Source organism: Streptomyces sp. GDS52, from assembly GCF_052246875.1.
Taxonomy (GTDB): Bacteria; Actinomycetota; Actinomycetes; order Streptomycetales; family Streptomycetaceae; genus Streptomyces; species Streptomyces cathayae.
In genome coordinates, this window is record NZ_CM125966.1 from 808,841 (window position 1) to 830,342 (window position 21,502).

Genomic DNA, 21,502 nt, shown 5'->3' on the forward strand with positions numbered 1-21,502 from the left:
ACCTCACGTCCCGGCTCGTCGCCGCCACCAGCCGGGGTGGCCCGCGAACCGGCCCCTGCCCGTACTCACCCTGCCACAACGCCCGGAAGTGCCGATTCGTCCCCGATGGTCCTCGGCGAACGGGCCGCGGGGCGGTTCAGCGGCCGTCGTAGCCGGCCGTCGGCATCGACAGCCGGCGGTGCACCCGGGCCTTCATCGCGGCGTCGTACGACGGTTCGGCGTGGCCGACGGTCTCCACCCGTACCCCGCGCCGCGCGCACTCGGCGGTGAACTCCTCGACGGAGGCCAGGGCGCTCTCCAGCACCCGGCGGCTGGGCGTCACGAACAGGTCGGTGCCCGGCCGTACGCCGTCCCACAGCAGGCCGTGGTCGAAGCGCACTCCCCGCACCAGCAGTTCCCGGGCCACCACGTAGCCGCGTTCGCGGGCCCAGTGGGCGCACATGGCGTGCTGACTGCGGGAGTCCACGAGGAAGGGATCGACGTCCAGTTCCGCCAGCGGTGTCAGACTCGCGATCGCCGTCACCCGCACCGGCCCCATGGCGCCCCCTCACCTCCGGACTGCGTCGCCGACCCTACTCCTGCGCGTAGGCTTCGGGGAGTCGCGGAGGGAGGCGAAGAGGTGCCGGTGGAGATCACCTGGTGGGGTCACGCCACTTGCACGGTCGAGGACTCGCACACCCGCGTGCTCACCGATCCCCTGTTCGCCCGTCGCCTCGCGCATCTGCGGCGGCGGCGCGGTGCCGTGCCACCGCCGGGCGCCCGGCACGCGGACGTGGCGCTGGTCTCCCATCTGCACGCCGATCATCTGCACCTGCCCTCGCTGGCGCTGCTCGCCCCGGGCACGCTCCTGCTCGTGCCCCGGGGCGCACACCGTGCGGTGCCGAGGCTGCGCCGGCTCACGCACCTCGAGGTGAGCGAGGTGGCGCCCGGCGACGTGCTGGCGGTCGGCCCTCTGGCCGTACGGGTCGTGAGTGCCCGGCACGACGGGCGGCGGCTGCCGCTCGGACGGCACCGGTCCCCCGCGCTCGGCTACGTCGTGGAGGGCGAGGCGCGCACGTACTTCGCGGGCGACACCGGCCTGTTCGACACGATGGCCAAGGAGGTCGGGCCGGTCGACGTGGCACTGCTGCCGGTGGGCGGCTGGGGCCCGTACCTCGGCGAGGGGCACCTGGACGCGGGGCGCGCGGCCGAGGCGCTGGCCCGGCTCGAGGCGCGCAGCGCGGTGCCGGTGCACTACGGCACGTACTGGCCGATCGGCATGGACGCCGTGCGTCCGCACGAGTTCCACTCACCGGGCGACGAGTTCGTACGGTGGGCGGCCGAGCAGGCGCCCGGGGTGCCGGTGCACCGGCTGGGGCACGGTGAGCGGCTCCGTCTGGAGGGCCCACGGTGACGCTGCCCGCCGCCCTGGTCCAGGCGGCCGGTGCGCCCGTGTCGGCCCTGGCCTCGACGGCCGCCCCGGTCCTGGTGTTCGCCGCGTCGACGACGGTGGCTCCGGTGTCCACCGAGCAGGCGATCGGGTATCCCTCGCTGTTCCTGCTGGTGCTGATCGGTGCGCTGGTGCCGGTGGTGCCGACCGGGGCGCTCGTGAGTTCGGCGGCGGTGGTCGCCTTCCACCGGACGGCGCCGCTCTCGATGCTGCTGGTGTTCGCGACGGCGTCCCTGGCCGCGTTCCTCGGGGACGTCGCCCTGTACTGGCTGGGGCGGCGCGGGATGCGGTCGCGGAACGGTTCGCGCTGGCTGGAGGCGATCCGGGCGCGGGCGCCGGAGGACCGGCTGGCGCAGGCGCAGACCAAGCTCGCCGAGCACGACGTGACGGTGCTGGTGCTGTCCCGGCTGGTTCCGGCGGGGCGCCTTCCGGTGATGCTGGCCTGCCTGATCGCCGAGTGGCCCCTGCGCCGCTTCGTCCGCGGCAACCTGCCGGCCTGCCTGGCCTGGGCGCTGACGTACCAGTTGATCGGGATCCTCGGCGGTTCACTGTTCGAGGAGCCCTGGCAGGGCGTGCTCGCGGCGGTCGTCCTGACCGTCCTGATCAGCGTGACCCCGAGCCTGTGGCGGCGCCTGCGGGGCTGACCACCACCGGTCGGGTCCTTTCGGGTGCTCCCGGCTCCTCCCTGATCTTCCCCGGTCCTCCCCGGTCCTGACGGGAGGACTCCTATCGCCGGGCTTCGTCGCGGAGGCCGTCGAAGACCGTCCTCAGACGGTCCAGCGCGCGGCGCACGTGCGGAAGTTCCAGCGGCGCGGACGAGGCGAGGCCTTCCGCCCGCTGCTCGGCGGTGTCGCCGAGCAGGGGCGCGGTGGACAGCCGTACGCGCGGTGCCTCGAGGTCGTCGCCGAAGCGGTGGCCGCCCGGCGCGGGCATGCCGAGCCGGGCGGTGAGGAAGTCCTCCAGTTCCTGGGCGTCGCCCACGCCGTGCGCGGTGAGTGCGGGCGCCAGCGGTGTGAGGTCCACGTAGAGGTGCCGTCCGGCCTGCGGGGGGTGGGCCAGGGCTCCCGCGGCGACGACCGCCTCCCGCGCGGCGGCGGCCACCCGGGCGTGCAGGCGTACGGCGGCGGCCGTCCGCGCGGTGACCGCCTCCGGCTCGGCCAGCGCGTGGGCCACCGCGACGGCGACCGGGGCGGCCACCCGTGCGTCGAGCGCGGTCAGTACGTCGAGCACCCGCGCGTGGAGCGCGCCGCCGTCCGCGCCCGCCGGGAAGCGGCCGATCGCGGCGGGCCAGCCGGACGGGAGCAGGGCGCCCGCCAGGTCGGTGACCACGGTGACGTGTTCGGGCAGCATCTCAGCGGGGCTGAGCAGCACGGTCTCGCGCGGTGCGTGCAGGGTGTCCCGCCAGGTCTCGTCACTGACCAGGTGCAGCCCCTCGGCGACGGCGGCCTCGATGGTCTCGTGCAGCAGTTCGGGCGGGGCGACGGTGGCGGTGGGGTCGTCGGCGACGGAGAGCACCAGCAGACGCGGGTCACCGCCCTCGGCACGCACCCTCCGCACGGTCTCCAGCAGGGCGTACGGATCGGGGACGCCGCCGCTCTCGTGGGGCGTCGGCACCGGGAAGGCGGGGCGACCGAGCAGCCGGGCCTCGGGGGCCCACCAGGCGGCGCAGGGCCGGGGCACCAGCACGTCCCCGCCGATGGCCGCGGTGAGCGCCATGAGGAGGGCGGGCGCGCCGGGGGCGACGGCCACCCGGTCGGGGGCGGCGGGCAGACCTCGCCGGTCGCCGTGGCCGCACGCGGCCTCCAGCAGGGCGGGGCCGCCGCCGACCGGCTCGGCCTCCGCACGGGACGCGGCGGCGGCGAGGACGGCGGAGAGTTCGGGCAGGACGGGCAGCCCGTCCTCGGGCAGTGCCGGTCCGAAGCGAACAGGGCCGTGCCCCCCGGGGTCCGTCCGCCGCATACGCACCTCCGCGCAGTGTCTGGTGACCCGGCGTGCCCACGGGGGTCATCCGGGCCGGTCACCCCGGTCAGTACCCACGGTGCCACTTCGCGCGGACGGCTGCGGGCCGCTCGGGGAACATCAGCGGCCCGTACGCGCGGTCCTGTCGCGGTACAGCCGGTGGGCGGCGGCGCCGAACGCGCCCGCGACCAGCAGGCCGCCCGCGGCCAGGGCGGGGACGGAGTCGGTGAACCCGCCGCCCGTGCCGGCGTGGACACCGCCCGGAACCACCGTGCCCCCGCAGCGGGCGCGCTCGCGTTCGGGGCAGTGCGAGGGGGAGGGTGAGTGCGAGGGTGAGGTGGCGCCGGAACCGCCGGGGTGGCGGGCGACGGTGAAGGAAGCACTCCACGGTTTGCCCTTCTTCCCCGGCGCGGCGGGACACCTGCCCTCGACGGTCCGCGCGGAGCCCTTGCCGGCGGGGGCGGCCTCGTCGACCGCGGAGAGCGGATCGATGTCGTAGAGCGGGTCGGCCTCGTTTGACGGGCCGGCTTCATCCGACGGGCCGGTTCCTTCCCGGGGGTCGGGGCCGTCCAGGGGGTCGGTCTCTTCCAGCGGATCGAGCTCGTCGGACGGGCCGGTCTCGTCCTGCGGGTCGCCGCCCGGTCCCCCGGCGCCTCCGGCGCTCCGGAGGTCCGCGGTGCCCCGGTAGGCCGGGCCGGACTCCTCCTCGTCGGAGGCGGGCACCTTCTTCAGTTCGACGATGCCCTTGGCGAAGGCTTCCGAGGCGGCCTCGAGGGTCTCCGGCGGGCGGCCGCCGGCCGGATCGCAGAGGACCGAGACGGTGACGGTGCCGCCCGGGGCCGGTCTGCCCGGAGTGACCTCGGCGGACGGATCCGCGGACGGAGCGGCGAACGCGGCCGGTGCGAGCGCGCCGAGTACGGTGCCGGCGACGGCGGCGAGGGACAGGGCGCGGGCGGTGCGGCGCATGGTGCGGGCTCCTTCGGGCGGCGGCCGGGGCCCGGCGATCCCGTTCGCAGACGTCGCGCCCCGTACCCATCCCAGCCCGTCGGCCGCGGCACCGCGCGCGGCCTGCCGCCGTCGGAGGGGCGGGTGCACCCGAGTGGGTGAAGGGCCGGGCACCCGGCGCGCTCCGGGCCCGGCCGGTCGGTCAACGGCTGTCGGCGCCGTCCCTGTCGTGCGGCGCGGGGAGGCCGTCGGGATCCTGTTCCCGCACACCGGTCAGCACGAGCTCCTCGTAGCGGCCCAGCATCAGCAGCACGCCGAGCATGAATATCGGAATGAGCACGGCGAGCACCGCCATGGCCGGTCCTTCCGCAGGGGGCGCGGGGGGTGAGGGGGCCGGGTCTCCCGTCGTTCGCGGGACAAACCCGGCGGTACCCGGCGCCCGGCGGTGACGATCCGCCCGCCGAACCCCGTGTCGGTGTCCGTCGGCCGGGTACGCGGTGCAGACCCCGAACCATCTGGAGAGAGACATGCAGCGAGGCAGTGACCGGCTGAGCGTTCACCGCGACGACGAGATGAAGCACGAACTGCAGGGTCTGCTCAGGTCAGGGCATCCCACCCGGACCGAGGAGTGGAACGACCCGGAGCCGTTCGCCGAGGACGACCCCGCGGTCGCGCACGGCCCGGTGACGCCGAACCGTGGACCGACGTCGCTGGAGTCGGTGCGGCTGGAGCTGGCCCGGCTCCTGAGCCGGGGGGCGTTCCCCGCGGGTCCGCGCGAGCTGATGCGCACCCTGGACCGGCGGTACGCGCCCGACACCCTCGTCGAGGCGCTGGGCCGGCTGCCGCGACAGGCCCGCTACGACAGCCTCCAGGAGCTGGCCGAGGCACTGACGCGGCCCCAGGAGACGAGCAGCCCGTAGCCGGTCGGTCCTGACGGACCAGAGCGTCTTGCACGAACTGCACGAACTGAAGGAAAGGACGTAGTCCCCCATGCGTATCGCATTCCTCGTCGCGACCGAGGGCGTCGAGCAGGTCGAGCTGACCGAGCCGTGGGAGGCGGCCCTCGGCGCCGGTCACGAACCCGTGCTCGTGTCGACCCGGCCGGGCGAGATCCAGGCGTTCGACCATCTCGACAAGGCGGACACCTTCCCGGTGCAGGAGGTCGTCGGCGAGACGTCCGCCGACTCCTTCGGCGGGCTGGTGCTGCCGGGCGGGGTGGCCAACCCGGACCTGCTGCGCACGGACGAGAAGGCCGTCGCGTTCGTCCGGGACTTCTTCGGACAGGGGCGGCCCGTCGCCGCGATCTGCCACGCGCCCTGGACCCTCATCGAGGCGGACGTGGTCCGCGGGAGGGAGCTGACCAGCTGGCCGAGTCTGCGGACCGATCTCCGTAACGCCGGTGCCACCTGGGTCGACGAGCAGGTGAAGATCTGCGACCACGAGTCCGCCAAGCTGGTCACCAGCCGCAAGCCGGACGACCTCGAGGCGTTCTGCGAGGCGTATCTGAAGGTGTTCGCCGCGGAAGCGGCCTGAACGACCTGAACCGCTTGAACGGCCTGAACGAGCCGGGACCCGCGCCCCGCGGGTCCCGGCTCCTCACGGGGTCCGTCAGGTGCCCGGGTCCACGGGTGTCGCCCTGTCCGCGCCGCTCCGTTCCCGGGCCCCCGCGCGGGTGCGGCCCGCCGCCACCGGGCGGCGCGGATGACGGCGGAGGTACTCGCCCTCCAGCTGCGCCATACGGTCGTTGTGGACCCGCAACGCGTCGTCGGAGCCGTGCAGCAGCGTGTCGTGACGCGTGCGATGGATGTTCTCCAGCTCCTTCATGAGCTGCTGGTCGTCCAGGCGGTTCGGCTCGACTCCGGCCATCGTGATGCCCCGCTCGTCGTAGGCGTAACCTGCGGTCCGGATACCCGCCCGGGGAGGCCACGGGACCCGCGTCCCTGCACCCACTCTACGAACATCCCGGTCCCCGAACATCCCGGCCGGCTCCGGGGCCCGAAGGCGCGGCGGGGGCCGCTACCGGGCCCGTTCCACGCGGCGCTCGTCCCACACGGGTTCCGGGGCCTCCCGGACCCTGCCGTCACCGCCGAAGACCAGGTAGCGGTCGAAGGAGCGGGCGAACCAGCGGTCGTGCGTGACGGCCAGCACCGTGCCCTCGAACGCCTCCAGGCCCTCCTGCAACGCCTCCGCCGACTCCAGGTCCAGGTTGTCGGTCGGCTCGTCGAGCAGCAGCGCCGTCACCCCCTGGAGCTCCAGCAGCAGGATCTGGAACCGGGCCTGCTGACCGCCGGAGAGACGGTCGAAGGTCTGCTCGGCCTGGCCGGTCAGTTCGTAGCGGCGCAGCCGGGACATGGCGGCGCCCCGGTCCTGGGCGTGCTCCTTCCACAGGACGTCCAGGAGCGTGCGGCCCTCCAGCTCGGGGTGCGCGTGGGTCTGCGCGAAGTGTCCGGGGACGACACGGGCGCCGAGCCGCCAGCCGCCCGTGTGCGCCACGTCGTCCCCGGCGAGCAGGCGCAGGAAGTGCGACTTGCCGGAGCCGTTGGAGCCGAGCACGGCGACCCGTTCGCCGTAGAAGACCTCCAGGTCGAACGGTTTCATCAGACCGGTGAGTTCGAGCTGCTCGCAGGTGACCGCGCGCACTCCGGTGCGGCCTCCCTTCAGGCGCATCCTGATGTCCTGCTCGCGCGGCGGCTCCGGCGGCGGGCCGGCCTCCTCGAACTTGCGCAGCCGGGTCTGGGCCGCCCGGTACCGGGACGCCATGTCGGGACTGACGGAGGCGGCCTGCCGGAGGTTCAGCACCAGCTTCTTCAGCTGGGCGTGCTTCTCGTCCCACCGCCTGCGCAGTTCCTCGAAGCGGGCGAAGCGTTCGCGCCGGGCGTCGTGGTACGTGGCGAAGCCCCCGCCGTGCACCCAGGCGTCGGCGCCGGTGGGGCTCGGTTCGAGGGAGACGATGCGCCGGGCGGTGCGGGCGAGCAGTTCGCGGTCGTGGGAGACGAGGAGCACGGTCTTGCGGGTCTGTTCGAGTTGCTCCTCGAGCCAGCGCTTGCCGGGGACGTCGAGGTAGTTGTCGGGCTCGTCGAGGAGCAGGACCTCGTCGGTGCCGCGCAGCAGCGCTTCGAGGACCAGGCGTTTCTGCTCGCCGCCGGAGAGGGTGCGCACCTGGCGTTGCTGCGCCTTGTCGTAGGGGATGCCGAGTGCGGCCGTCGTGCACATGTCCCACAGCGTCTCGGCCTCGTAGCCGCGCGCCTCGGCCCAGTCGGCGAGGGCCTGCGCGTACCTCATCTGGGCGCTCTCGTCCCCGGCGACGTGCAGCGCGTGCTCGGCCTTGTCGACGGTGCGGGCGGCCTCGCGGATGCGGGGCGTGGCGACGGAGACGAGGAGGTCGCGCACGGTCGTTCCGTCCCGTACGGAACCCACGAACTGGCGCATGACGCCGAGGCCGCCGCTGACCGTGACGGAGCCGCCGTGCGGCTTGAGTTCGCCGGCGAGGAGGCGCAGGAGTGTCGTCTTGCCCGCGCCGTTGGGTCCCACGAGGGCGGTGACGGCCCCTTCGCCCACACGGAAGGACACGTCGCCCAGGAGCGGCCTCCCGTCGGGGAGGTGGTACTCCAGGTACGCGGCTTCGAGATGACCCATGGGACGCGATTGTCCGGGGCGTCGGCGCAGGGGGCAAACGGTTTTGCCGGCCGGGCGGGCGGGGCGCCCGGCACACATCGGTCCGCCCGGAATATGAGACGCGGGTCTCAGGATACGGCCGGAGTGCGTATCGTGACGGTCGTTCACGGAGATCGGGTACGCCATGACCGGACGACGAGAAGGGACGGGCTCACCATGCCTCCATCACGGGAGACCGCCGTCTACACCCACGGGCACCACGAGTCGGTGCTGCGGTCGCACACCTGGCGGACCGCGGCCAACTCGGCGGCGTACCTCCTCGGGGTACTGACGCCCGGCATGCGGATCCTGGACGTCGGTTGCGGGCCCGGCACCATCACCGCCGACCTGGCCGGGCTCGTCCCCGACGGACACGTCACCGGTCTCGACCGGGCGCCGGGCATCCTGGAGCAGGCCGGTGCCACGGCGGCCGGGCGCGGCCTGACGAACACGGCCTTCGCGGTGGGCGACGTGCACGCGCTGGACTTCCCGGACGACACGTTCAGCGTGGTGCACGCCCACCAGGTGCTCCAGCACGTGGGGGACCCGGTGCGGGCGTTGCGCGAGATGATGCGGGTGACCAGGCCCGGCGGGTTCGTCGCCGTCCGGGACGCGGATTACGCGGCGATGACCTGGTACCCCCTCTCCCCGGGCCTGGACGACTGGCTGGACCTGTACCGGCGGGTGGCCCGGGCCAACGGCGGCGAACCGGATGCCGGCCGGCGGCTGAAGTCCTGGGCGCTGACGGCCGGGTTCACGGACATCACCGCCACCTCGGCCACCTGGACCTACTCGACCGCCGAGGAGCGGGCCTGGTGGAGTTCCCTGTGGGCGGACCGCACGGTGGCGTCGGACTACGCCGAGCGGGCCACCGGGCAGGGCCACGCCACCGGCGGACAACTGCGGGCCGCCGCGGCGGCATGGCGGGAGTGGGGCACGCGGGAGGACGGATGGTTCAGCGTGCTGCACGGAGAAATTCTCTGCCGCAAGGATGCCTGAAACGAGAATTCCGGGTCATCAGAAAGGCAGGAGGTTGACACTATGGTTCCCATTCTGCTGGTTCTGCTTCTGGCCCTGGTTCTTTTCGGCGCCGGTTTCGCGGTGAAGGTGCTCTGGTGGATCGCGTTGGCGGTTCTCGTCGTGTGGCTGCTGGGATTCTTCATGCGCAGCACATCGGCGAGCGGCGGCAGGGGCCGCTGGTACAAGTGGTGAGACGGCGGACGGTCCGGTGACGGAAGGTTTCCGTCACCGGACCGTCCGGGGACTCAGTGAATCTTTGCCAGTAACGGATCATGACGTTGCGTGATCGTTCAGATGGTGCGGTCGTACTCGAGCTGGAGCAGGACGAGGGCTGCGGCGGCGATCTGCGTGATCCGGCTGGGGTCGAGGCTGACCCTGCGCAGGGCCTTGAAGGTGGTCTTGAGCAGGGAGTTGGCGCGCTCGCAGACGCCGTGGATGCCGCGGATGACCTTGTTGTAGGTCTGCTGGGTCTCGGTCAGCTTGCCGCCCGCGGGCTTCTTGTGCGGGTGGCGGAAGCCGTCGCCGGCGTTCTCGTAGCCGAGGTCGACCAGGGTCGGCATGTCCAGCTCGGCGGCGATGCGGCCCAGGCCGTCGATCAGGCCGTGGCGGCGGGCGCAGGTGGTGTCGTGCTCGCGGCCGGGCCGGACCGGTGAGACCCAGATCGGCCAGCCGTCCGGGGTGGCGATGACCTGCACGTTTCCTCCGTGGTGCTGGTGCTTCCCGGACCACCACAGGTCCGCGCCGTTGGGGCCGGGGGCGGCGACGCGGTCGGTGCGGATGATGGTGCCGTCGAGGTTGAGATGCGTCAGCCCGGCCGCCTTCGCGCGCTCCAGCGCGGTCGCGAGGTCCGGTGCCCCGGCGGACAGCACGGTCAGTCCTTCGTGGAGGTAGCGGTAGGCGGTGGAGGTCGACAGTCCGTTGTCGCAGGCGAGTTGGGACAGGCGGGTGCCGTCGGTGAACCAGCGCAGGATGAGCACCGCCTGCTTGAAGCAGCCCAGTGCACGCCGTCCCTTGCGGGTCCTGGCCGCGATCCGGTGGTCGTGCAGCAGTCGGGCCAGGTGCTCGGCGGTGGACCGCTTCACATCGAGTACGGCGGTGTATGTGACACTGGTCGGCACGTAAGGCCCCTCGGTCGGATCTTTCTGTCGCAAGATCGTTCCTACCAGGGGCCTTATGCCTGCCCGGACTTGGGGATGCCACGGGCCGCAGTGCCAGCATCGCGATCACAGCGAGCAACCACCGCTTACCGGGAAGGGCTCAGTCCCGCGGCAGCAGCGGTCCGAGCGGCCCGAGGTCCAGATTCAGGTCCTCGGGCCGCAGTCCGTACCGGTCACGCAGTTCCGTCATCCGCTCCTCGAGCAGCATCAGGGTGAGCCCGATGCGCTCCTCCTGCTCCTCCGTCAGGTCTCCCTCGTCGAACCGGCGTACCGCCTGGCGCTCCATGAGCTGGCGCAGCAGTTCCACGACGGTGAGCACCAGTTTGACCAGGTCACGTTCGACCGTGTCCGGTTCCAGGTCGAGCCGGTTGCGCCGGCCGTGCCCCGCGCGCCGGCCTTCGTGCGGCTCGCCGTGATGATCATCGGGGGTGGCCGTCAACGCGACTCCTCGAAGGGCGACGGAACGTTCGCGTTCACCGAGCTGATGAGCGCGTTGAGGTCGATACGGACCAGATCGACGTCCGCGATGCGCAGCGTGATGTCACCGGTGATGACGACTCCGCCGGCCAGGAGCCGGTCCAGCAGATCCACCAGGGCTATCTCCCGGCGCTCGACCACGGTCACGGCCGCTCCCCCTCGGCCGATTCCTCTCCGGCGGACTCTTCCCCGGCGAATGAATAGGCCGCCCAGGGGCCGGTGAGCTCGACGCGTATCCCGGGTGTCCCGTCCTTCGTCCGCTCCACCCTTTCCACGAACTTCTCGGATTCCGCTCGCGGCACGAGATAAGCCGCATTCAACACGTTGCGACCCGACGCACCGGAGAGCGTGGGATTCTGCGGAGCGTGCAGCCGGGAATCCTCGGCGCAGCCGGAGAGCGTCTCGTGCAGCCGGGTCGAAAAGGCCTCGGCCTGCTGCCACAGGTCGTCGTGCGATTTCGTCGCCATGCGCCGTTGGCGCAGGTAGTCCCGGCCCGACGTGGGCTTTTGCGCCGGCGGTGCGGCGGTGTCCGCCGGCCGTTCCGCCTCGATGAAGACCTTCACGCCCCATTCCACCCGGCCGTCCAACCGGTCCAGCGTCCGCAGGAAGCCCTCCTCGCGCGCCTCCATCATCGTCCGTACGCCGCTGTCGTCACGGAACACGGTGCCGAGCCGCAGCGGCAGCGGCGTGGTGACGGTGGTGAGCGCGTCGATGACGCCCTGGTGGGCGCGGGCGACCTCGGTCAGCCAGTCGAGGTCCTCCAGATGCTCATGGAGGGGCTCCTCGGCGAAGTCCGCCTCCGGCACATGGCTGACGACGGCCACCAGGCCGTGATGGGGCAGCAGCCGGGGCGGATCACCCGCCACACCGGTCAGCTGTGCCTGGAGCGGTGTGCCGAAGGGGCGGCAGATGGCGTAGACGTACCGCAGTCCGGTCACGGGCCCTCCTCCTGCGGCCGGTCGGTCTCCCGGTGACGGCCGGTCTCCTGCGGCCGGTCGGTCCCCCGCCGGCGGCCGGCCTCCAGCGGACGGTCCGTGTCCGACGAACGGCCGGCCGCCAGCGGACGGTCACCCTCCAGTTCGGCCAGCCGCTCACGCAGCTCGGCGTTCTCCCGGGCCAGTTCGGAGCGACGGGCGCGGGAGGAGAGCGCCGGGTCGGTCTCCCACCAGTCGATCCCCATCTCCTTCGCCTTGTCGACGGAAGCCACGACGAGCCGCAGCTTGATGGTGAGCAGTTCGATGTCGAGCAGGTTGATGCGGATGTCGCCCGCGATGACGATGCCCTTGTCGAGCACCCGCTCCAGGATGTCGGCGAGATTGGCGCCGCCACCCTGCCCATAGGGCTCGGGGAGCCGACGGGGCGTCGTCATCGACGGCTCCCGCCTTCGGCGTACTCGGGCTCGTCCTCGGGCTCATACTCGTCCTCGGCCTCGTCCTCATCCTCGTCCTCGTCCGCGCCTTCGTCCTCTTCCTCGTAGGCGTCCTCGTCCTCCTCCTCGTAGCCGCCCTCGGCCGGTTCCTCGTCCGCGGCTTCGTCTGCTTCCTCCTCTTCGTCGTACTCGCCCTCGGCGTCCTCTGCGCCCTCGGCTTCCTCTGCGCCCTCGGCGTCCTCGCCCTCCGGCTCCTCGTCCCCGGGCGGCGACTGTTCCTCCTCCTCTTCGGCGATGGCGTCCTCGTGGCTGCGGACGACCTCACCGTCCTGGATCTCGCCGCGCCAGCTGTCCTCGGCCTCACCCTTGAACGTGATGAAGCGGGCGAAGTTCTTCAGGTCGAGCCGGGCCCGGCGGCCCTGGGCGCGCCAGATGTTGCCGGTCTTCTCGAAGAAACCCGAGGGGTAGTACTCGATGACCAGCAGGACCCGGGTGAGTTTGTCGCCGAGGCTGTGGAAGGAGACGACGCCCTTCGTCGTGCCCTTGGCCCCCTCGGAGGACCAGGCGATGCGGTCGTCGGCGATCTGCTCGGTGGTCTGCGCCTTCCAGCTGCGGTTGGACCACAGAACCTTGACCTGCCAGTCCGAGGTGGTGTCGTCGGACTTGTTGGCACTCTTGACGCCCTTGGCGAAGGTGCTGAAGTCCTGGTACTGCGTCCACTGGTCGTAGGCCGTGCGCAGCGGGACGCCGACATCGATGTGCTCCATGATGACGGTGGGCTTCTTGCCCGCGGAGCGCTTGCGCTTGCTCTTGCCACCGCCGCCGCCCAGGCCCTTCAGGGCACCCATCACGTTGTCCTTGGCCCGCGAGGCTCCCAGTTCGACGGCGCTGCGCAGGGGGCTCTTGCCCTCGGCGAGTTTGCGTCCGCCGTCGAGTGCGAGCTTGGCGAAACCCGGACTGTTGCCCTCGGCGATGTCGGTGAGTTTGCCGGTCGTCTCGCCCAGCTTGCGGCCGACACCGGTCAGCAGGCGGGTGGCCTGGGCCGCGAGGTAGTCCTGCAGTTCCGCCTTGAGGTGGTCGGCGGCCTCGCTGTGGGCCAGGTCGGCCAGCGGGTTCTTCGTCCCCTCGCGCACTCCGTCGCGCGCGGCGGAGGTGGCCGATCCGAGTGTCTCGGTCATCACTCACCGCCTCCCTTCGAGGTGCGTGAACGGGCGCCCCGGGACGAACCCGTCCGCGCGGCGGCGGCCTTCTCGGCAGCCGCCTTCCTCCCCTGAGCGGCCTTCTTCGCGGGGGGCGCCTTCTTGACGGTCTTCCTCGCGGCCTCCTTCGACGGCGCCCTCTTCGGCGAGTCCTTCTTCGACGAGGCCTTCTTCGCCGGCCGCTCGGACTCCGGTTCCGGCTCCTCGCCGTCCGGTTCCTCGTCCGTGGCGTCCACGTCGTCCGTGTCATCCGTGTCGTCCCCGGCCTCGCGACCCGAACCGGCCAGCTGCTCGCGCATCTCGGCGGTACGGCCGTGCAGTCTGTCGGCGAGGGAGTCGAGCTGCCGCTCGACGAGTGCCCCGGAGGCCGCCTTGCCGGCGCCGCGCAGGTCGCCGCGCAGCTGATCCCCGAGCTCCTTGAACTGCGGGTTGTTCTGCAGCTGCGAGGAGACCAGGTCCGTGATCATCCGCGGTCCGAGGTTCAGCTTCTTGCCGGCCACCAGCCCGCCGACGGCGACCGCCGTCTTCAGCTTCTTCGTCCGTCCGAGGAGGTATCCGGCCCCTATCGCGAGGCCGAGCGCTGTCCGATTCATCGTGGTGCCGTCCCGTCCCCTGTGGCGCTGGTGCGCATCGCGGTCTCCAATCGGTCGAGGAGTTCGTCCTCCTGCCGGTCGAACTCCTCCTCGGTGATCTCTCCGGCCTCCAGCTGCTCCTCGAGCCGCGCCAGTTCGGCACGGATCGCGGCGGGGTCGTAGTAGATGCGCTCCGCCTCGCGCAGCACCTGCTGGATGACCCAGCCGCTGCCGCGCGCCGGGGCCAGCGGAAGCAGCAGCACTCCCGAGATCAGGCCCATGTCGTCACCCCATTCCGGCGTCCGCCCCACCCGCCGTGGCGCCCGCCGGTTCGGCCGGGCCGGGCTCCACGAAGCTGTACGGGGGCAGCGGGCCGTTGAGCCGCACCTCCAGGTGCGGCATGTCCTCGCGGACGCGGTCCAGGGCGGCCATGAATTCCCCGGCCGTGTCGCGCGGCACCAGGAAGGAGACGTTGGCGAGCCAGCCCGTGGACTCGGGACCCACGCTCACGGCGTCGGCCGCCGGTTCCAGGGCACGCCGCACGGCGACGCCGTCCTCGGCCTCCTGGGCCCTGACCGCCTCGGCGACCATCTCGCCCAGGCGGATCTTGTCGTCGTAACTTCCACCGCCGGACTGCCGGTTGGCTTCCGCGAGAGCGCGGAGCTCCGGGTTGCCGGCCATCACGTGGTGGAGTACGGCCTCCTCGTCGTGATTGGCCTTGACGTTGTACTCGACCCGGCCGTCCAGCGCCCGCAGCCGCTCCTTGTAGTGCTCGGCACGCTCGGCGAGCACGGTGGTGACGGAGTCGTCGTCGGGGGCGACGCTGCCGAACCGCATCGGCAGCACACAGCCGGCCGCGCCGACCTCGGCGAGCACGTTCTGGTGGGCGAGCAGTTCCCTTCGTTTGGGGCGCAGGTCCTCGGGGGCGTCACTGACGACGGCCGCCAGCTCGCCCTCCTTCAGGACCCGCACCGGACCTGCCGGGTCGCCCACACCACTCGTGTGCTCGGGGGGGCCGGAATACGTACTCGCCGTGATGCCGTAGACGTAGGTGCTCACTCCTGCTCCTCCTTCCGGCGTGCCGAGGTGCTCTTGCGGGCCCGCGGACGGGACTCGGCCTCCCGCTCGGAGCCCTCTCCGCGTGCCTGCTGGAAGGCGTCGGAGATGGTCTCGGCGGCACCGGACAGCGCTCCCTTGGACTTGCCGCGGGCACCGGACTCGGTGACCTGGCCGACCACGTCGGGCAGGCCCGGGCTCTTGCGGGGTCCGGCCTCCAGGTCGAGCCGGTTGCACGCCTCGGCGAAGCGCAGGTAGGTGTCGACGCTGGCGACGACGACGCGGACATCGATCTTGAGGATCTCGATGCCGACCAGGGACACGCGCACGAATGCGTCGATGACGAGCCCCCTGTCCAGGACGAGCTCGAGCACGTCGTAGAGGCCGCTGCTGCCGCCTCCACCACCGGACTGTTGTGCCGGTACGACTGTCATGCCGGTTGTTCCTCCTTGTGTGAGTTGCCTGCCTCGCGCGCCGTGTCCGTCGTGCCGACGGGCCGGAAGGGGCCGGCCGGGCGGCCTACCGGCCGCCGGACCTGCGCGCGTCGGACCGCCCCCGCTCATAGCGGCGGACCCGCCGGTAGCCGGTGAGCTCTCCGTCGGGCCCCAGCTCCACCTGGTAACTCGCCATCAGGCTCATCGTGTCGGGCACACGCTCGAGCTCGAGGACCTCGACCTCCAGCGCCCAGCCCTCCTCCGTCTGCTCGAAGGACGACACGGACTCGGCTTCCATACCGGTGAGCTCCGCGAGCTGCCCGCGCGCCTGGCGCAGTACCTCCATGGGGCTCGGCCGTTTGGTCGCTCTGGTGTTTTCCGCAGACTTGCGGGGTGCGTGAGCCTCCTGTGGTTCCTGTGAACCTCTGGAGTCTCCGGTGTTCCTTGCGTTCGTCATGAGCGCCTCCTCCTCCGTGTGGCCACAAGTCCCTTCACCAAACCTCCGGAGGCTCAACCGATTGCCGCGGTCACGCTCCGTGTCCGGTCGTCCGGCCGGGCCGGGCCGCCCCGCAGTGCGGCCAGCCGCCGGCGGGCCGGCCCCAGGGCGCGGCCCCGGCGCGGCAGACCGGCCCAGGGGTCGGTCCGCAGCTGTTCGACGGCGTCGGCGACGGTCCAGCGGCGGGCGTGCAGCTTCGGATCGTCCAGCTGGTCCCAGGAGACGGGGGCCGCGACGGGGGCGCCGGGCAGGGCCCGGACGGAGCCGGGCGCGACCGCGGTCTGCGCGTAGGCGTTGCGCTGCACGTCCAGGTAGAGCCGGTCGCCGCGCTCCTTCTTGCGCGCGGCGGTGGTGAGCCGGTCGGGGTGGGCGTCGACGAGGGTGTCGGCGACCTCGCGGGCGAAGGCGCGCACGTCGTCGAACGCGTCGTCACCGTTCAGCGGCACGATCACATGGAGGCCCCGGGAGCCGGTGGTCATCAGCGCCGTGGGCAGCTTCAGCTCGTCCAGCAGCTCCCCCAGCAGCCGCGCCGCCTCCCGCACCGTCCCGAAGTCGTCCTCGGCGGGATCGAGGTCGAAGACCAGCCGGTCCGGACGGTTGATCCGTTCGATCGGGGCGGCCCGGGAGAGCCAGCGGTGGAAGGTGATGCTCGCCTGGTCGACGAGGTACAGCAGGGTCGCCGTGTCGTCGCACACGGTGTGGCACACCGTGCCGCCCTCCTTGGCGACCGCGACGCGGGTGATCCATTCCGGGTAGCTCTCGGGGGTGTTCTTCTGCATGAACGTGGGCCCGTCGAGGCCGTCCGGGCGCCGGTCCAGCATCAGCGGGCGGCCCCGCAGGTGCGGCAGCATGAACGGGGCGGCGGCCCGGTGGTAGTCGACGAGGTCGCCCTTGGTGTACTCCTCGGCGCCCTCACCGCCGGGAAAGAGCACCTTCCCCGGCCGACGGATCCGCACGGTGCGACGGCCGGCCCGTACCGGCCGCACCCCCTCGGCGTCGCTCACGGCGTGATCCTCTCCTCCGTCCCGTCGCTCACGGCACGATCGCCCCCTCCACCAGCAGCCGCCCGGCCACCGCGATCGACTCGGCGTCGATGCCCGCGGCGCGCAACTGCTCCTCGGGGGAGGCCGACCCCGGCATGTCGCGGACGGCGAGCCGCACCAGGCGCGGGACGGGCCGCCCGTCGGTGAAGGCGTCGAGGACCGCGTCCCCGAGCCCGCCCTCCGGGTGGTGATCCTCCACCGTCACCAGACAGCCGGTCTCCTCCGCCGCCCGGCGCAGCGTGTCCCGGTCGACGGGCTTGACCGAGTACAGGTCGATCACCCGTACCGCGATGCCCTCGCCCGCCAGGGCGTCCGCGGCGGCCAGGGCCTCGGGCACCGTGACGCCCGCCGCGAGCAGGGTCAGCCGGTCCTCGGCCGAGGAGCGCAGCACCTTGCTGCCGCCGACCGGGAACTCCTCGTCGGGGCCGTAGAGGACGGGGCCCTCGCCGCGCGAGGTGCGCAGGTAGCGGATGCCGTCGAGGTCCGCCATGGTGGCGACCAGGCGTGCGGTCTGGTTGGCGTCGCAGGGGTACAGCACGGTCGAGCCGTGCACCGCCCGCATCATCGCCAGGTCCTCGAGACCCATCTGGCTGGGCCCGTCCTGGCCGATGGCGACACCGGCGTGCGAGCCGACCAGGTTGATGCCGGAACCGCTGATCGACGCCATGCGGATGAAGTCGTGGGCGCGGGTGAGGAAGGCGGCGAACGTGGCCGCGTACGGCACCCAGCCGCGTGTCGCCACGCCGACCGCCGCGGCGACCAGCTGCTGCTCGGCGATGTAGCACTCGACATAGCGTTCGGGGTGCTCCTTGGCGAAGAACTCCGCACGGGTGGAGTCGCCGACCTCACCGTCCAGGGCCACGATGTCGCCGCGCACGGTACCGAGGGCGGCCAGCGCCTCGCCGAAGGCGTTGCGCGTCGCCACCTCCTCGCCCTTGTCCCACCGGGGCGGATCGGCCTGTCCGGTGTGCACGGCGTGCAGCGCGCGGGCGTCGGCCGGCTCCCGCACCCTCAGCCGCAGGTCGCGCGGGCCGCCGAGTTCGGCGATCGCCTCGTCGGCCTCGGGCAGCGGTTTGCCGTGCAGGCCCTCGCGGTCCTGGACGGACGCGACCCCCTTGCCCTTGAGGGTGCGGGCGAGGATCACGGTCGGCTGCCCCCTGGTGGAGGCCGCCTCGCCGTAGGCGCGGTCGACGGCGTCGATGTCGTGGCCGTCCACCTCCACCGTGTGCCAGCCGAAGGCCGCGAAGCGGCGGGCGTAGGCGTCGAGGTCGTGACCGTGCCGGGTGGGGCCGCGCTGGCCGAGCCGGTTGACGTCCACGACGGCGGTGAGGTTGTCGAGGTTCTCGTACCCGGCGTGCTCGGCCGCCTCCCACACGGAGCCCTCCGCCAGTTCGCTGTCCCCGCACAGCACCCACACCCGGTAGCCGGACCGGTCGAGCCGCTTCCCGGCCAGTGCGATACCGACACCGACCGGCAGTCCCTGGCCGAGCGACCCGGTGGCCGTCTCGACCCAGGGCAGCCGCCTGGGCGTGGGATGCCCCTCGAGTCGGCTGCCGAGCTTGCGGAAGGTGAGCAGTTCCTCGTCTTCGATGGCCCCGGCCGCCTTGAAGGCGGCGTACAACAGGGGCGAGGCGTGCCCCTTGGAGAGGACGAAACGGTCGTTGCCGGGGTGGTCGGGGTGGTCGAAGTCGTAGCGGAAGTGGCGCGCCAGCAGGACGGCCATCAGGTCGGCCGCGGACATCGAGGACGTGGGGTGCCCGGAGCCCGCAGCGGCTGCCGCGCGGACGCTGTCCACTCGCAACTGCTGTCCGAGCTCGACGAGTTCACCGGTTTTCATGAGTCTCCTTCGGCCTGATCACGGGGATCGGCGGGGTCGGCTGGGTAGTCGGTGCGCTTGACGGGGCCGGGGGAGGCGTGGGAGCCGGCGGGCGGCCGGGGACCGGGCCGGCTCTTCGCGGGCTCGCCTCCGGGCCGGCTCTTCGCCGGCTCCCCACCCGGCTGCTTCCTGGCCGGCTCGGCGGTCTCGTCGCCGGACCGCTTCCGTTCCGGGCCGGACGGCACCCGGGCGAGTTCCGGGGACGCCGTGTCCAGCGGCACCGACCAGGACCGTACGAGCCCCAACTGCACCGCCTGACGCGGCAGTACGGCGTCCAGCAGCCAGTCGGCGGCGACGCGCACCCGGTTGCCGGGCATCGCCGCGAGGTGGTAACCGCGGGCGACCGCTCCGGCCACCGGACCGGACAGATTGACACCGAGCGGATTGGCCGCCGCCTTGACGCCACCCAGGTCCACCACGAACCCCAGGTCACGGTGGCGGTAGGCGCGCGACTCACCGTCACCGAAGGAGGCGGCGATGTTGTGCGCGCAGACCTCGCCCTGCCGCCAGGCGTGCTGCGCGGTCATCGGGGTGTACCGGCCGGGCTTCTCCAGATCGGGCACCGCCGCCGCGTCACCGCAGGCGAACACCTCGGGCCGCCCCGGCACCCGCAGGTGCGGGTCCACCAGCAGCCGCCCGCGTTCCATGGACAGCCCCAGCGACTCGGCGAGCGGATCGGGCCGCACGCCCACGCACCACACCAGCGTCCGTGTGTCGACGAACTCGCCGTCGGTCAGCAGCACTCCGTCGTGCGTGGCCTCCTTCACGGAGGTCCCCATCCGTACCTCCACCCCCCGTTCGCGCAGCACCCGGTCGGCGGTGGAGGAGAGCCGTTCGTCGAGTTCGGGCAGGACCCGGTCGGCGATGTCCAGCAGCAGCCAGCGCGGGCGCAGGCCCGTCCGCAGGGGGTGATTGTGCACCTGCGCGTCGCTGAACAGCTTTCCGTGCGCGGCGACTTCGGTCCCGGTGTAACCGGCGCCGACCACGACGAAGGTGCACCGGGCGGCGCAGCCCGCGGGGTCGTCGGTGGCGGCCGCGAGTTCCATCTGCCGGGTCACGTGGTCGCGCAGATACAGCGCTTCGGGCAGACCGCGGAAACCGTGGGCGTGCTCGGCGACGCCGGGGATCGGCAGCAGCTTGTTGACGCTGCCCGCGGCCAGCACCAGCCGGTCGTAGGAGAGGGTGCCGCGGTCCCCCTCGGGGCCGGTGTAGCGCACGGTCCGCCGGTCGAGGTCGATGCCGTCGGCCTCACCCAGCACCAGTCGTACGTGCGGCAGCGTGCCGGAGAGGGAGACGGTGACCCGGCGCGGTTCCAGGATGCCGGCGGCGACCTGGGGCAGCAGGGGCAGATACAGAAAGTAGTCGGTCGGATTCAGCAGGGTGATCTCGGCCCTTCCCCGGGCGAGCCGGGACAGGGTGCGGGCCGTGCGGTATCCGGCGAAGCCGGCACCGATGATCACGATGCGGGGTCGACTCACGGTTCGCCTCCAGCGCTGTCGTCGCATGGCTCGGGAGACTTCCGCGTTTCCCCCGCCGCGACCGCCAAACGTCCACCGGCCCGCGCCCCGCGCCTCCGGCGCTTTCCGGCCTCCCGGAAGTCCGGCGTGATCCAGACGAAAAACCCTAGGCTCGTCCTATGGAGATACTGGGTGCCACGCTGCGCGTCTGCGTCGACGACATCGAGACCGCGATCCCCTTCTACGAGCGGCTGGCGGGAGGCAAGGCGCTCCGCTTCGAGCGGGCCGGTGTCCACGTGGCCGCGGTCGGCTGTTTCCTGCTGATGAGCGGTCCCGCGGCCGAACTGGACGTGCTGCGCAAGGTGGCGGCGACCAACGCGGTGCAGGACGTCGAGGAGGCCGGTCGGGTACTCGCGGAGATGAGCGCGGACATCGTCGCGGGCCCGCTCCCCACCCCGGTGGGCCGCAACCTCATCGCACGGCACCCGGACGGGGCGGTCTACGAGTACGCGGACCGCCGCGCCACCGTCTGAGTCACGCGGTCCGAGTCACGCGGTCACGGTGTGGGGCGCATGCCGACCTGCCGGGCCATGCAGCGTGGTAGGCCCTCCTTGTCGCGGTCCTCGATGCGGTGTGCCCGTCGAGGGGCGCAGGACGGGCAGGGAATCGTCCGGGCCCAGGGTGCGGCGGGCAGGGGCGCCGCAGCACGCCGGATATCGTCACAGTCATCCATGGAAGCCGCGGCCGCCCGTCCGAACAGGGGCGGGACGCGCCGACCGGGAGAATGGCGGCGCGGACAGCGGGTCAGTGGGGCCCGCGCATCTCCTGGGTGAGCGCCCAGCGTTCGTGGTCGCGCCAGGCCCCGTCGATGAAGAGCATGTCCGGTGAGAAGCCCTCCAGGCGGAACCCGCAGCTGCGGGCCAGGGCGATGGAGGCGGCGTTGGCGGGCTGCACGTTGATCTCCAGCCGGTGCAGCCGCATCGGCCCGAACGCGTGCCGTACGACGAGGTCCAGCCCTTCGCGCATCAGGCCGCGCCCCGCCGCGTGCGCGAACGCGCCGTAGCCGAGGGCGCCGCTCTGGAACGCGCCGTGGACGATGTTGTTGATGTTGATGAAACCGGCGATGGAACCGTCGGCCTTCTCGCAGACCAGGAAGCCGGCCTTGGCGGGGTCCCGGATCAGCTGCTCGGCGTACGCGGAGTACGCCGCGGCGTGGTCCGGCGGGAACAGCCAGGGGCGGTGCAGGTCCTTGCTCTCCCGGGCGCGGGCGGTGAACTCCGCGCTGTCCGCGTGGGTGAGGTGCCGTATCCCCACGCGGGGGCCCTCGGCGAGGTGACGGGAGGCGGTGTGCGGCACGGT

28 protein-coding genes are annotated in these 21,502 nt (G+C 72.4%); 7 read left to right on the forward strand and 21 right to left on the reverse strand.

The features are described from left to right. Positions 1-136 precede the first annotated feature (136 nt). Positions 137-538, reverse strand: a complete 402-nt coding sequence (locus ACTWJ9_RS03670) for a hypothetical protein (RefSeq protein ID WP_443295191.1) — start codon at positions 536-538, stop codon at positions 137-139. 81 nt (positions 539-619) lie between these two features. Here ACTWJ9_RS03670 and ACTWJ9_RS03675 point away from each other — a divergent pair, with 81 nt between their 5' ends. Beyond that, the gene (locus ACTWJ9_RS03675; RefSeq protein WP_279332586.1) at positions 620-1,393 is read left to right on the forward strand and encodes an MBL fold metallo-hydrolase; all 774 of its coding nucleotides are present in this window, start codon (positions 620-622) and stop codon (positions 1,391-1,393) included. Between the two features lie 47 nt (positions 1,394-1,440). Continuing rightward, on the forward strand, positions 1,441-2,073 hold the full coding sequence (locus ACTWJ9_RS03680; protein ID WP_387035650.1) for a DedA family protein: 633 nt from the start codon (positions 1,441-1,443) through the stop codon (positions 2,071-2,073). Positions 2,074-2,155: 82 nt separating this feature from the next. Here the strand turns inward: ACTWJ9_RS03680 and ACTWJ9_RS03685 are convergent, their stop codons facing one another. The 3 genes from ACTWJ9_RS03685 to ACTWJ9_RS03695 all read right to left on the reverse strand — a co-directional run bounded on the left by ACTWJ9_RS03685 (position 2,156) and on the right by ACTWJ9_RS03695 (position 4,688). After that, positions 2,156-3,388, reverse strand: coding sequence for an aminotransferase class I/II-fold pyridoxal phosphate-dependent enzyme (locus ACTWJ9_RS03685; RefSeq protein ID WP_279332587.1), 1,233 nt, complete (start codon positions 3,386-3,388; stop codon positions 2,156-2,158). A gap of 120 nt (positions 3,389-3,508) precedes the next feature. After that, positions 3,509-4,354 carry a hypothetical protein gene (locus ACTWJ9_RS03690; RefSeq protein ID WP_279332588.1) on the reverse strand — a complete coding sequence of 282 codons (846 nt, stop codon included), beginning with the start codon at positions 4,352-4,354 and terminating at the stop codon, positions 3,509-3,511. Between the two features lie 181 nt (positions 4,355-4,535). Further along, positions 4,536-4,688 carry a hypothetical protein gene (locus tag ACTWJ9_RS03695; protein ID WP_279332589.1) on the reverse strand — a complete coding sequence of 51 codons (153 nt, stop codon included), beginning with the start codon at positions 4,686-4,688 and terminating at the stop codon, positions 4,536-4,538. A 172-nt stretch (positions 4,689-4,860) separates the two neighbouring features. Between ACTWJ9_RS03695 and ACTWJ9_RS03700 the strand changes: the two genes are divergently transcribed. Together ACTWJ9_RS03700 and ACTWJ9_RS03705 are read left to right on the forward strand one after the other, a co-directional pair. Next, on the forward strand, positions 4,861-5,253 hold the full coding sequence (locus ACTWJ9_RS03700; protein ID WP_279332590.1) for a DUF2795 domain-containing protein: 393 nt from the start codon (positions 4,861-4,863) through the stop codon (positions 5,251-5,253). A gap of 70 nt (positions 5,254-5,323) precedes the next feature. Beyond that, positions 5,324-5,866 (forward strand): type 1 glutamine amidotransferase domain-containing protein, encoded by a 543-nt coding sequence (locus ACTWJ9_RS03705; protein ID WP_387035636.1) that lies wholly within the window; start codon positions 5,324-5,326, stop codon positions 5,864-5,866. A 75-nt stretch (positions 5,867-5,941) separates the two neighbouring features. Here the strand turns inward: ACTWJ9_RS03705 and ACTWJ9_RS03710 are convergent, their stop codons facing one another. Both ACTWJ9_RS03710 and ACTWJ9_RS03715 read right to left on the reverse strand, forming a co-directional pair. After that, positions 5,942-6,199, reverse strand: coding sequence for a DUF6158 family protein (locus tag ACTWJ9_RS03710; protein WP_279332592.1), 258 nt, complete (start codon positions 6,197-6,199; stop codon positions 5,942-5,944). 150 nt (positions 6,200-6,349) lie between these two features. Next, the gene (locus tag ACTWJ9_RS03715; RefSeq protein WP_279332593.1) at positions 6,350-7,969 is read right to left on the reverse strand and encodes an ABC-F family ATP-binding cassette domain-containing protein; all 1,620 of its coding nucleotides are present in this window, start codon (positions 7,967-7,969) and stop codon (positions 6,350-6,352) included. Between the two features lie 195 nt (positions 7,970-8,164). On the opposite strand from ACTWJ9_RS03715, the gene ACTWJ9_RS03720 reads away from it, so the two are divergent. Then, on the forward strand, positions 8,165-8,986 hold the full coding sequence (locus ACTWJ9_RS03720; protein ID WP_279332594.1) for a methyltransferase domain-containing protein: 822 nt from the start codon (positions 8,165-8,167) through the stop codon (positions 8,984-8,986). A gap of 42 nt (positions 8,987-9,028) precedes the next feature. Next, positions 9,029-9,199: a hydrophobic protein gene (locus ACTWJ9_RS03725; RefSeq protein ID WP_279332595.1), complete on the forward strand. Its 171-nt coding sequence runs from the start codon at positions 9,029-9,031 to the stop codon at positions 9,197-9,199. Positions 9,200-9,297: 98 nt separating this feature from the next. Here the strand turns inward: ACTWJ9_RS03725 and ACTWJ9_RS03730 are convergent, their stop codons facing one another. The 14 genes from ACTWJ9_RS03730 to ACTWJ9_RS03795 all read right to left on the reverse strand — a co-directional run bounded on the left by ACTWJ9_RS03730 (position 9,298) and on the right by ACTWJ9_RS03795 (position 20,164). Then, a complete protein-coding gene (locus tag ACTWJ9_RS03730; protein WP_279334668.1) occupies positions 9,298-10,125 on the reverse strand; it encodes an HARBI1 family protein in 828 nt (275 codons plus the stop codon). A 139-nt stretch (positions 10,126-10,264) separates the two neighbouring features. After that, positions 10,265-10,522 (reverse strand): gas vesicle protein K, encoded by a 258-nt coding sequence (locus tag ACTWJ9_RS03735; protein WP_109376648.1) that lies wholly within the window; start codon positions 10,520-10,522, stop codon positions 10,265-10,267. Positions 10,523-10,599: 77 nt separating this feature from the next. Beyond that, entirely contained in the window at positions 10,600-10,788 is a 189-nt protein-coding gene (locus ACTWJ9_RS03740) for a gas vesicle protein (RefSeq protein WP_055570463.1), read from the reverse strand. Beyond that, positions 10,785-11,579, reverse strand: coding sequence for a GvpL/GvpF family gas vesicle protein (locus ACTWJ9_RS03745; RefSeq protein ID WP_279332596.1), 795 nt, complete (start codon positions 11,577-11,579; stop codon positions 10,785-10,787). Before ACTWJ9_RS03745 ends, ACTWJ9_RS03740 begins: the two co-directional genes overlap by 4 nt. Then, positions 11,576-12,010, reverse strand: a complete 435-nt coding sequence (locus tag ACTWJ9_RS03750) for a gas vesicle protein (protein WP_279332597.1) — start codon at positions 12,008-12,010, stop codon at positions 11,576-11,578. The genes ACTWJ9_RS03745 and ACTWJ9_RS03750 overlap by 4 nt, the downstream gene beginning before the upstream one ends. Further along, positions 12,007-13,188 (reverse strand): SRPBCC family protein, encoded by a 1,182-nt coding sequence (locus ACTWJ9_RS03755; protein ID WP_443295192.1) that lies wholly within the window; start codon positions 13,186-13,188, stop codon positions 12,007-12,009. The genes ACTWJ9_RS03750 and ACTWJ9_RS03755 overlap by 4 nt, the downstream gene beginning before the upstream one ends. Continuing rightward, positions 13,188-13,802, reverse strand: a complete 615-nt coding sequence (locus tag ACTWJ9_RS03760; RefSeq protein WP_443295193.1) for a DNA primase — start codon at positions 13,800-13,802, stop codon at positions 13,188-13,190. Before ACTWJ9_RS03760 ends, ACTWJ9_RS03755 begins: the two co-directional genes overlap by 1 nt. Next, the gene (locus ACTWJ9_RS03765) at positions 13,799-14,062 is read right to left on the reverse strand and encodes a gas vesicle protein GvpG (RefSeq protein WP_384199597.1); all 264 of its coding nucleotides are present in this window, start codon (positions 14,060-14,062) and stop codon (positions 13,799-13,801) included. The genes ACTWJ9_RS03760 and ACTWJ9_RS03765 overlap by 4 nt, the downstream gene beginning before the upstream one ends. 4 nt (positions 14,063-14,066) lie before the next feature. Then, entirely contained in the window at positions 14,067-14,840 is a 774-nt protein-coding gene (locus ACTWJ9_RS03770) for a GvpL/GvpF family gas vesicle protein (RefSeq protein WP_443295194.1), read from the reverse strand. Next, positions 14,837-15,271 carry a gas vesicle structural protein GvpA gene (locus ACTWJ9_RS03775; protein ID WP_388705099.1) on the reverse strand — a complete coding sequence of 145 codons (435 nt, stop codon included), beginning with the start codon at positions 15,269-15,271 and terminating at the stop codon, positions 14,837-14,839. Before ACTWJ9_RS03775 ends, ACTWJ9_RS03770 begins: the two co-directional genes overlap by 4 nt. Positions 15,272-15,356: 85 nt before the next feature. Next, positions 15,357-15,728, reverse strand: a complete 372-nt coding sequence (locus ACTWJ9_RS03780; protein WP_279332603.1) for a gas vesicle protein GvpO — start codon at positions 15,726-15,728, stop codon at positions 15,357-15,359. 53 nt (positions 15,729-15,781) lie between these two features. Then, positions 15,782-16,771: a non-homologous end-joining DNA ligase gene (gene ligD, locus ACTWJ9_RS03785; protein ID WP_443295195.1), complete on the reverse strand. Its 990-nt coding sequence runs from the start codon at positions 16,769-16,771 to the stop codon at positions 15,782-15,784. A gap of 28 nt (positions 16,772-16,799) precedes the next feature. Then, positions 16,800-18,647 (reverse strand): transketolase, encoded by a 1,848-nt coding sequence (locus ACTWJ9_RS03790; RefSeq protein ID WP_279332605.1) that lies wholly within the window; start codon positions 18,645-18,647, stop codon positions 16,800-16,802. Beyond that, positions 18,644-20,164 carry an NAD(P)/FAD-dependent oxidoreductase gene (locus ACTWJ9_RS03795; protein WP_443295196.1) on the reverse strand — a complete coding sequence of 507 codons (1,521 nt, stop codon included), beginning with the start codon at positions 20,162-20,164 and terminating at the stop codon, positions 18,644-18,646. The genes ACTWJ9_RS03790 and ACTWJ9_RS03795 overlap by 4 nt, the downstream gene beginning before the upstream one ends. A gap of 158 nt (positions 20,165-20,322) precedes the next feature. Here ACTWJ9_RS03795 and ACTWJ9_RS03800 point away from each other — a divergent pair, with 158 nt between their 5' ends. Next, on the forward strand, positions 20,323-20,676 hold the full coding sequence (locus tag ACTWJ9_RS03800; protein ID WP_279332608.1) for a VOC family protein: 354 nt from the start codon (positions 20,323-20,325) through the stop codon (positions 20,674-20,676). Between the two features lie 271 nt (positions 20,677-20,947). Here ACTWJ9_RS03800 and ACTWJ9_RS03805 read toward each other — a convergent pair whose 3' ends face one another. Further along, positions 20,948-21,499 carry a GNAT family N-acetyltransferase gene (locus ACTWJ9_RS03805; RefSeq protein ID WP_388705106.1) on the reverse strand — a complete coding sequence of 184 codons (552 nt, stop codon included), beginning with the start codon at positions 21,497-21,499 and terminating at the stop codon, positions 20,948-20,950. Positions 21,500-21,502 lie beyond the last annotated feature (3 nt).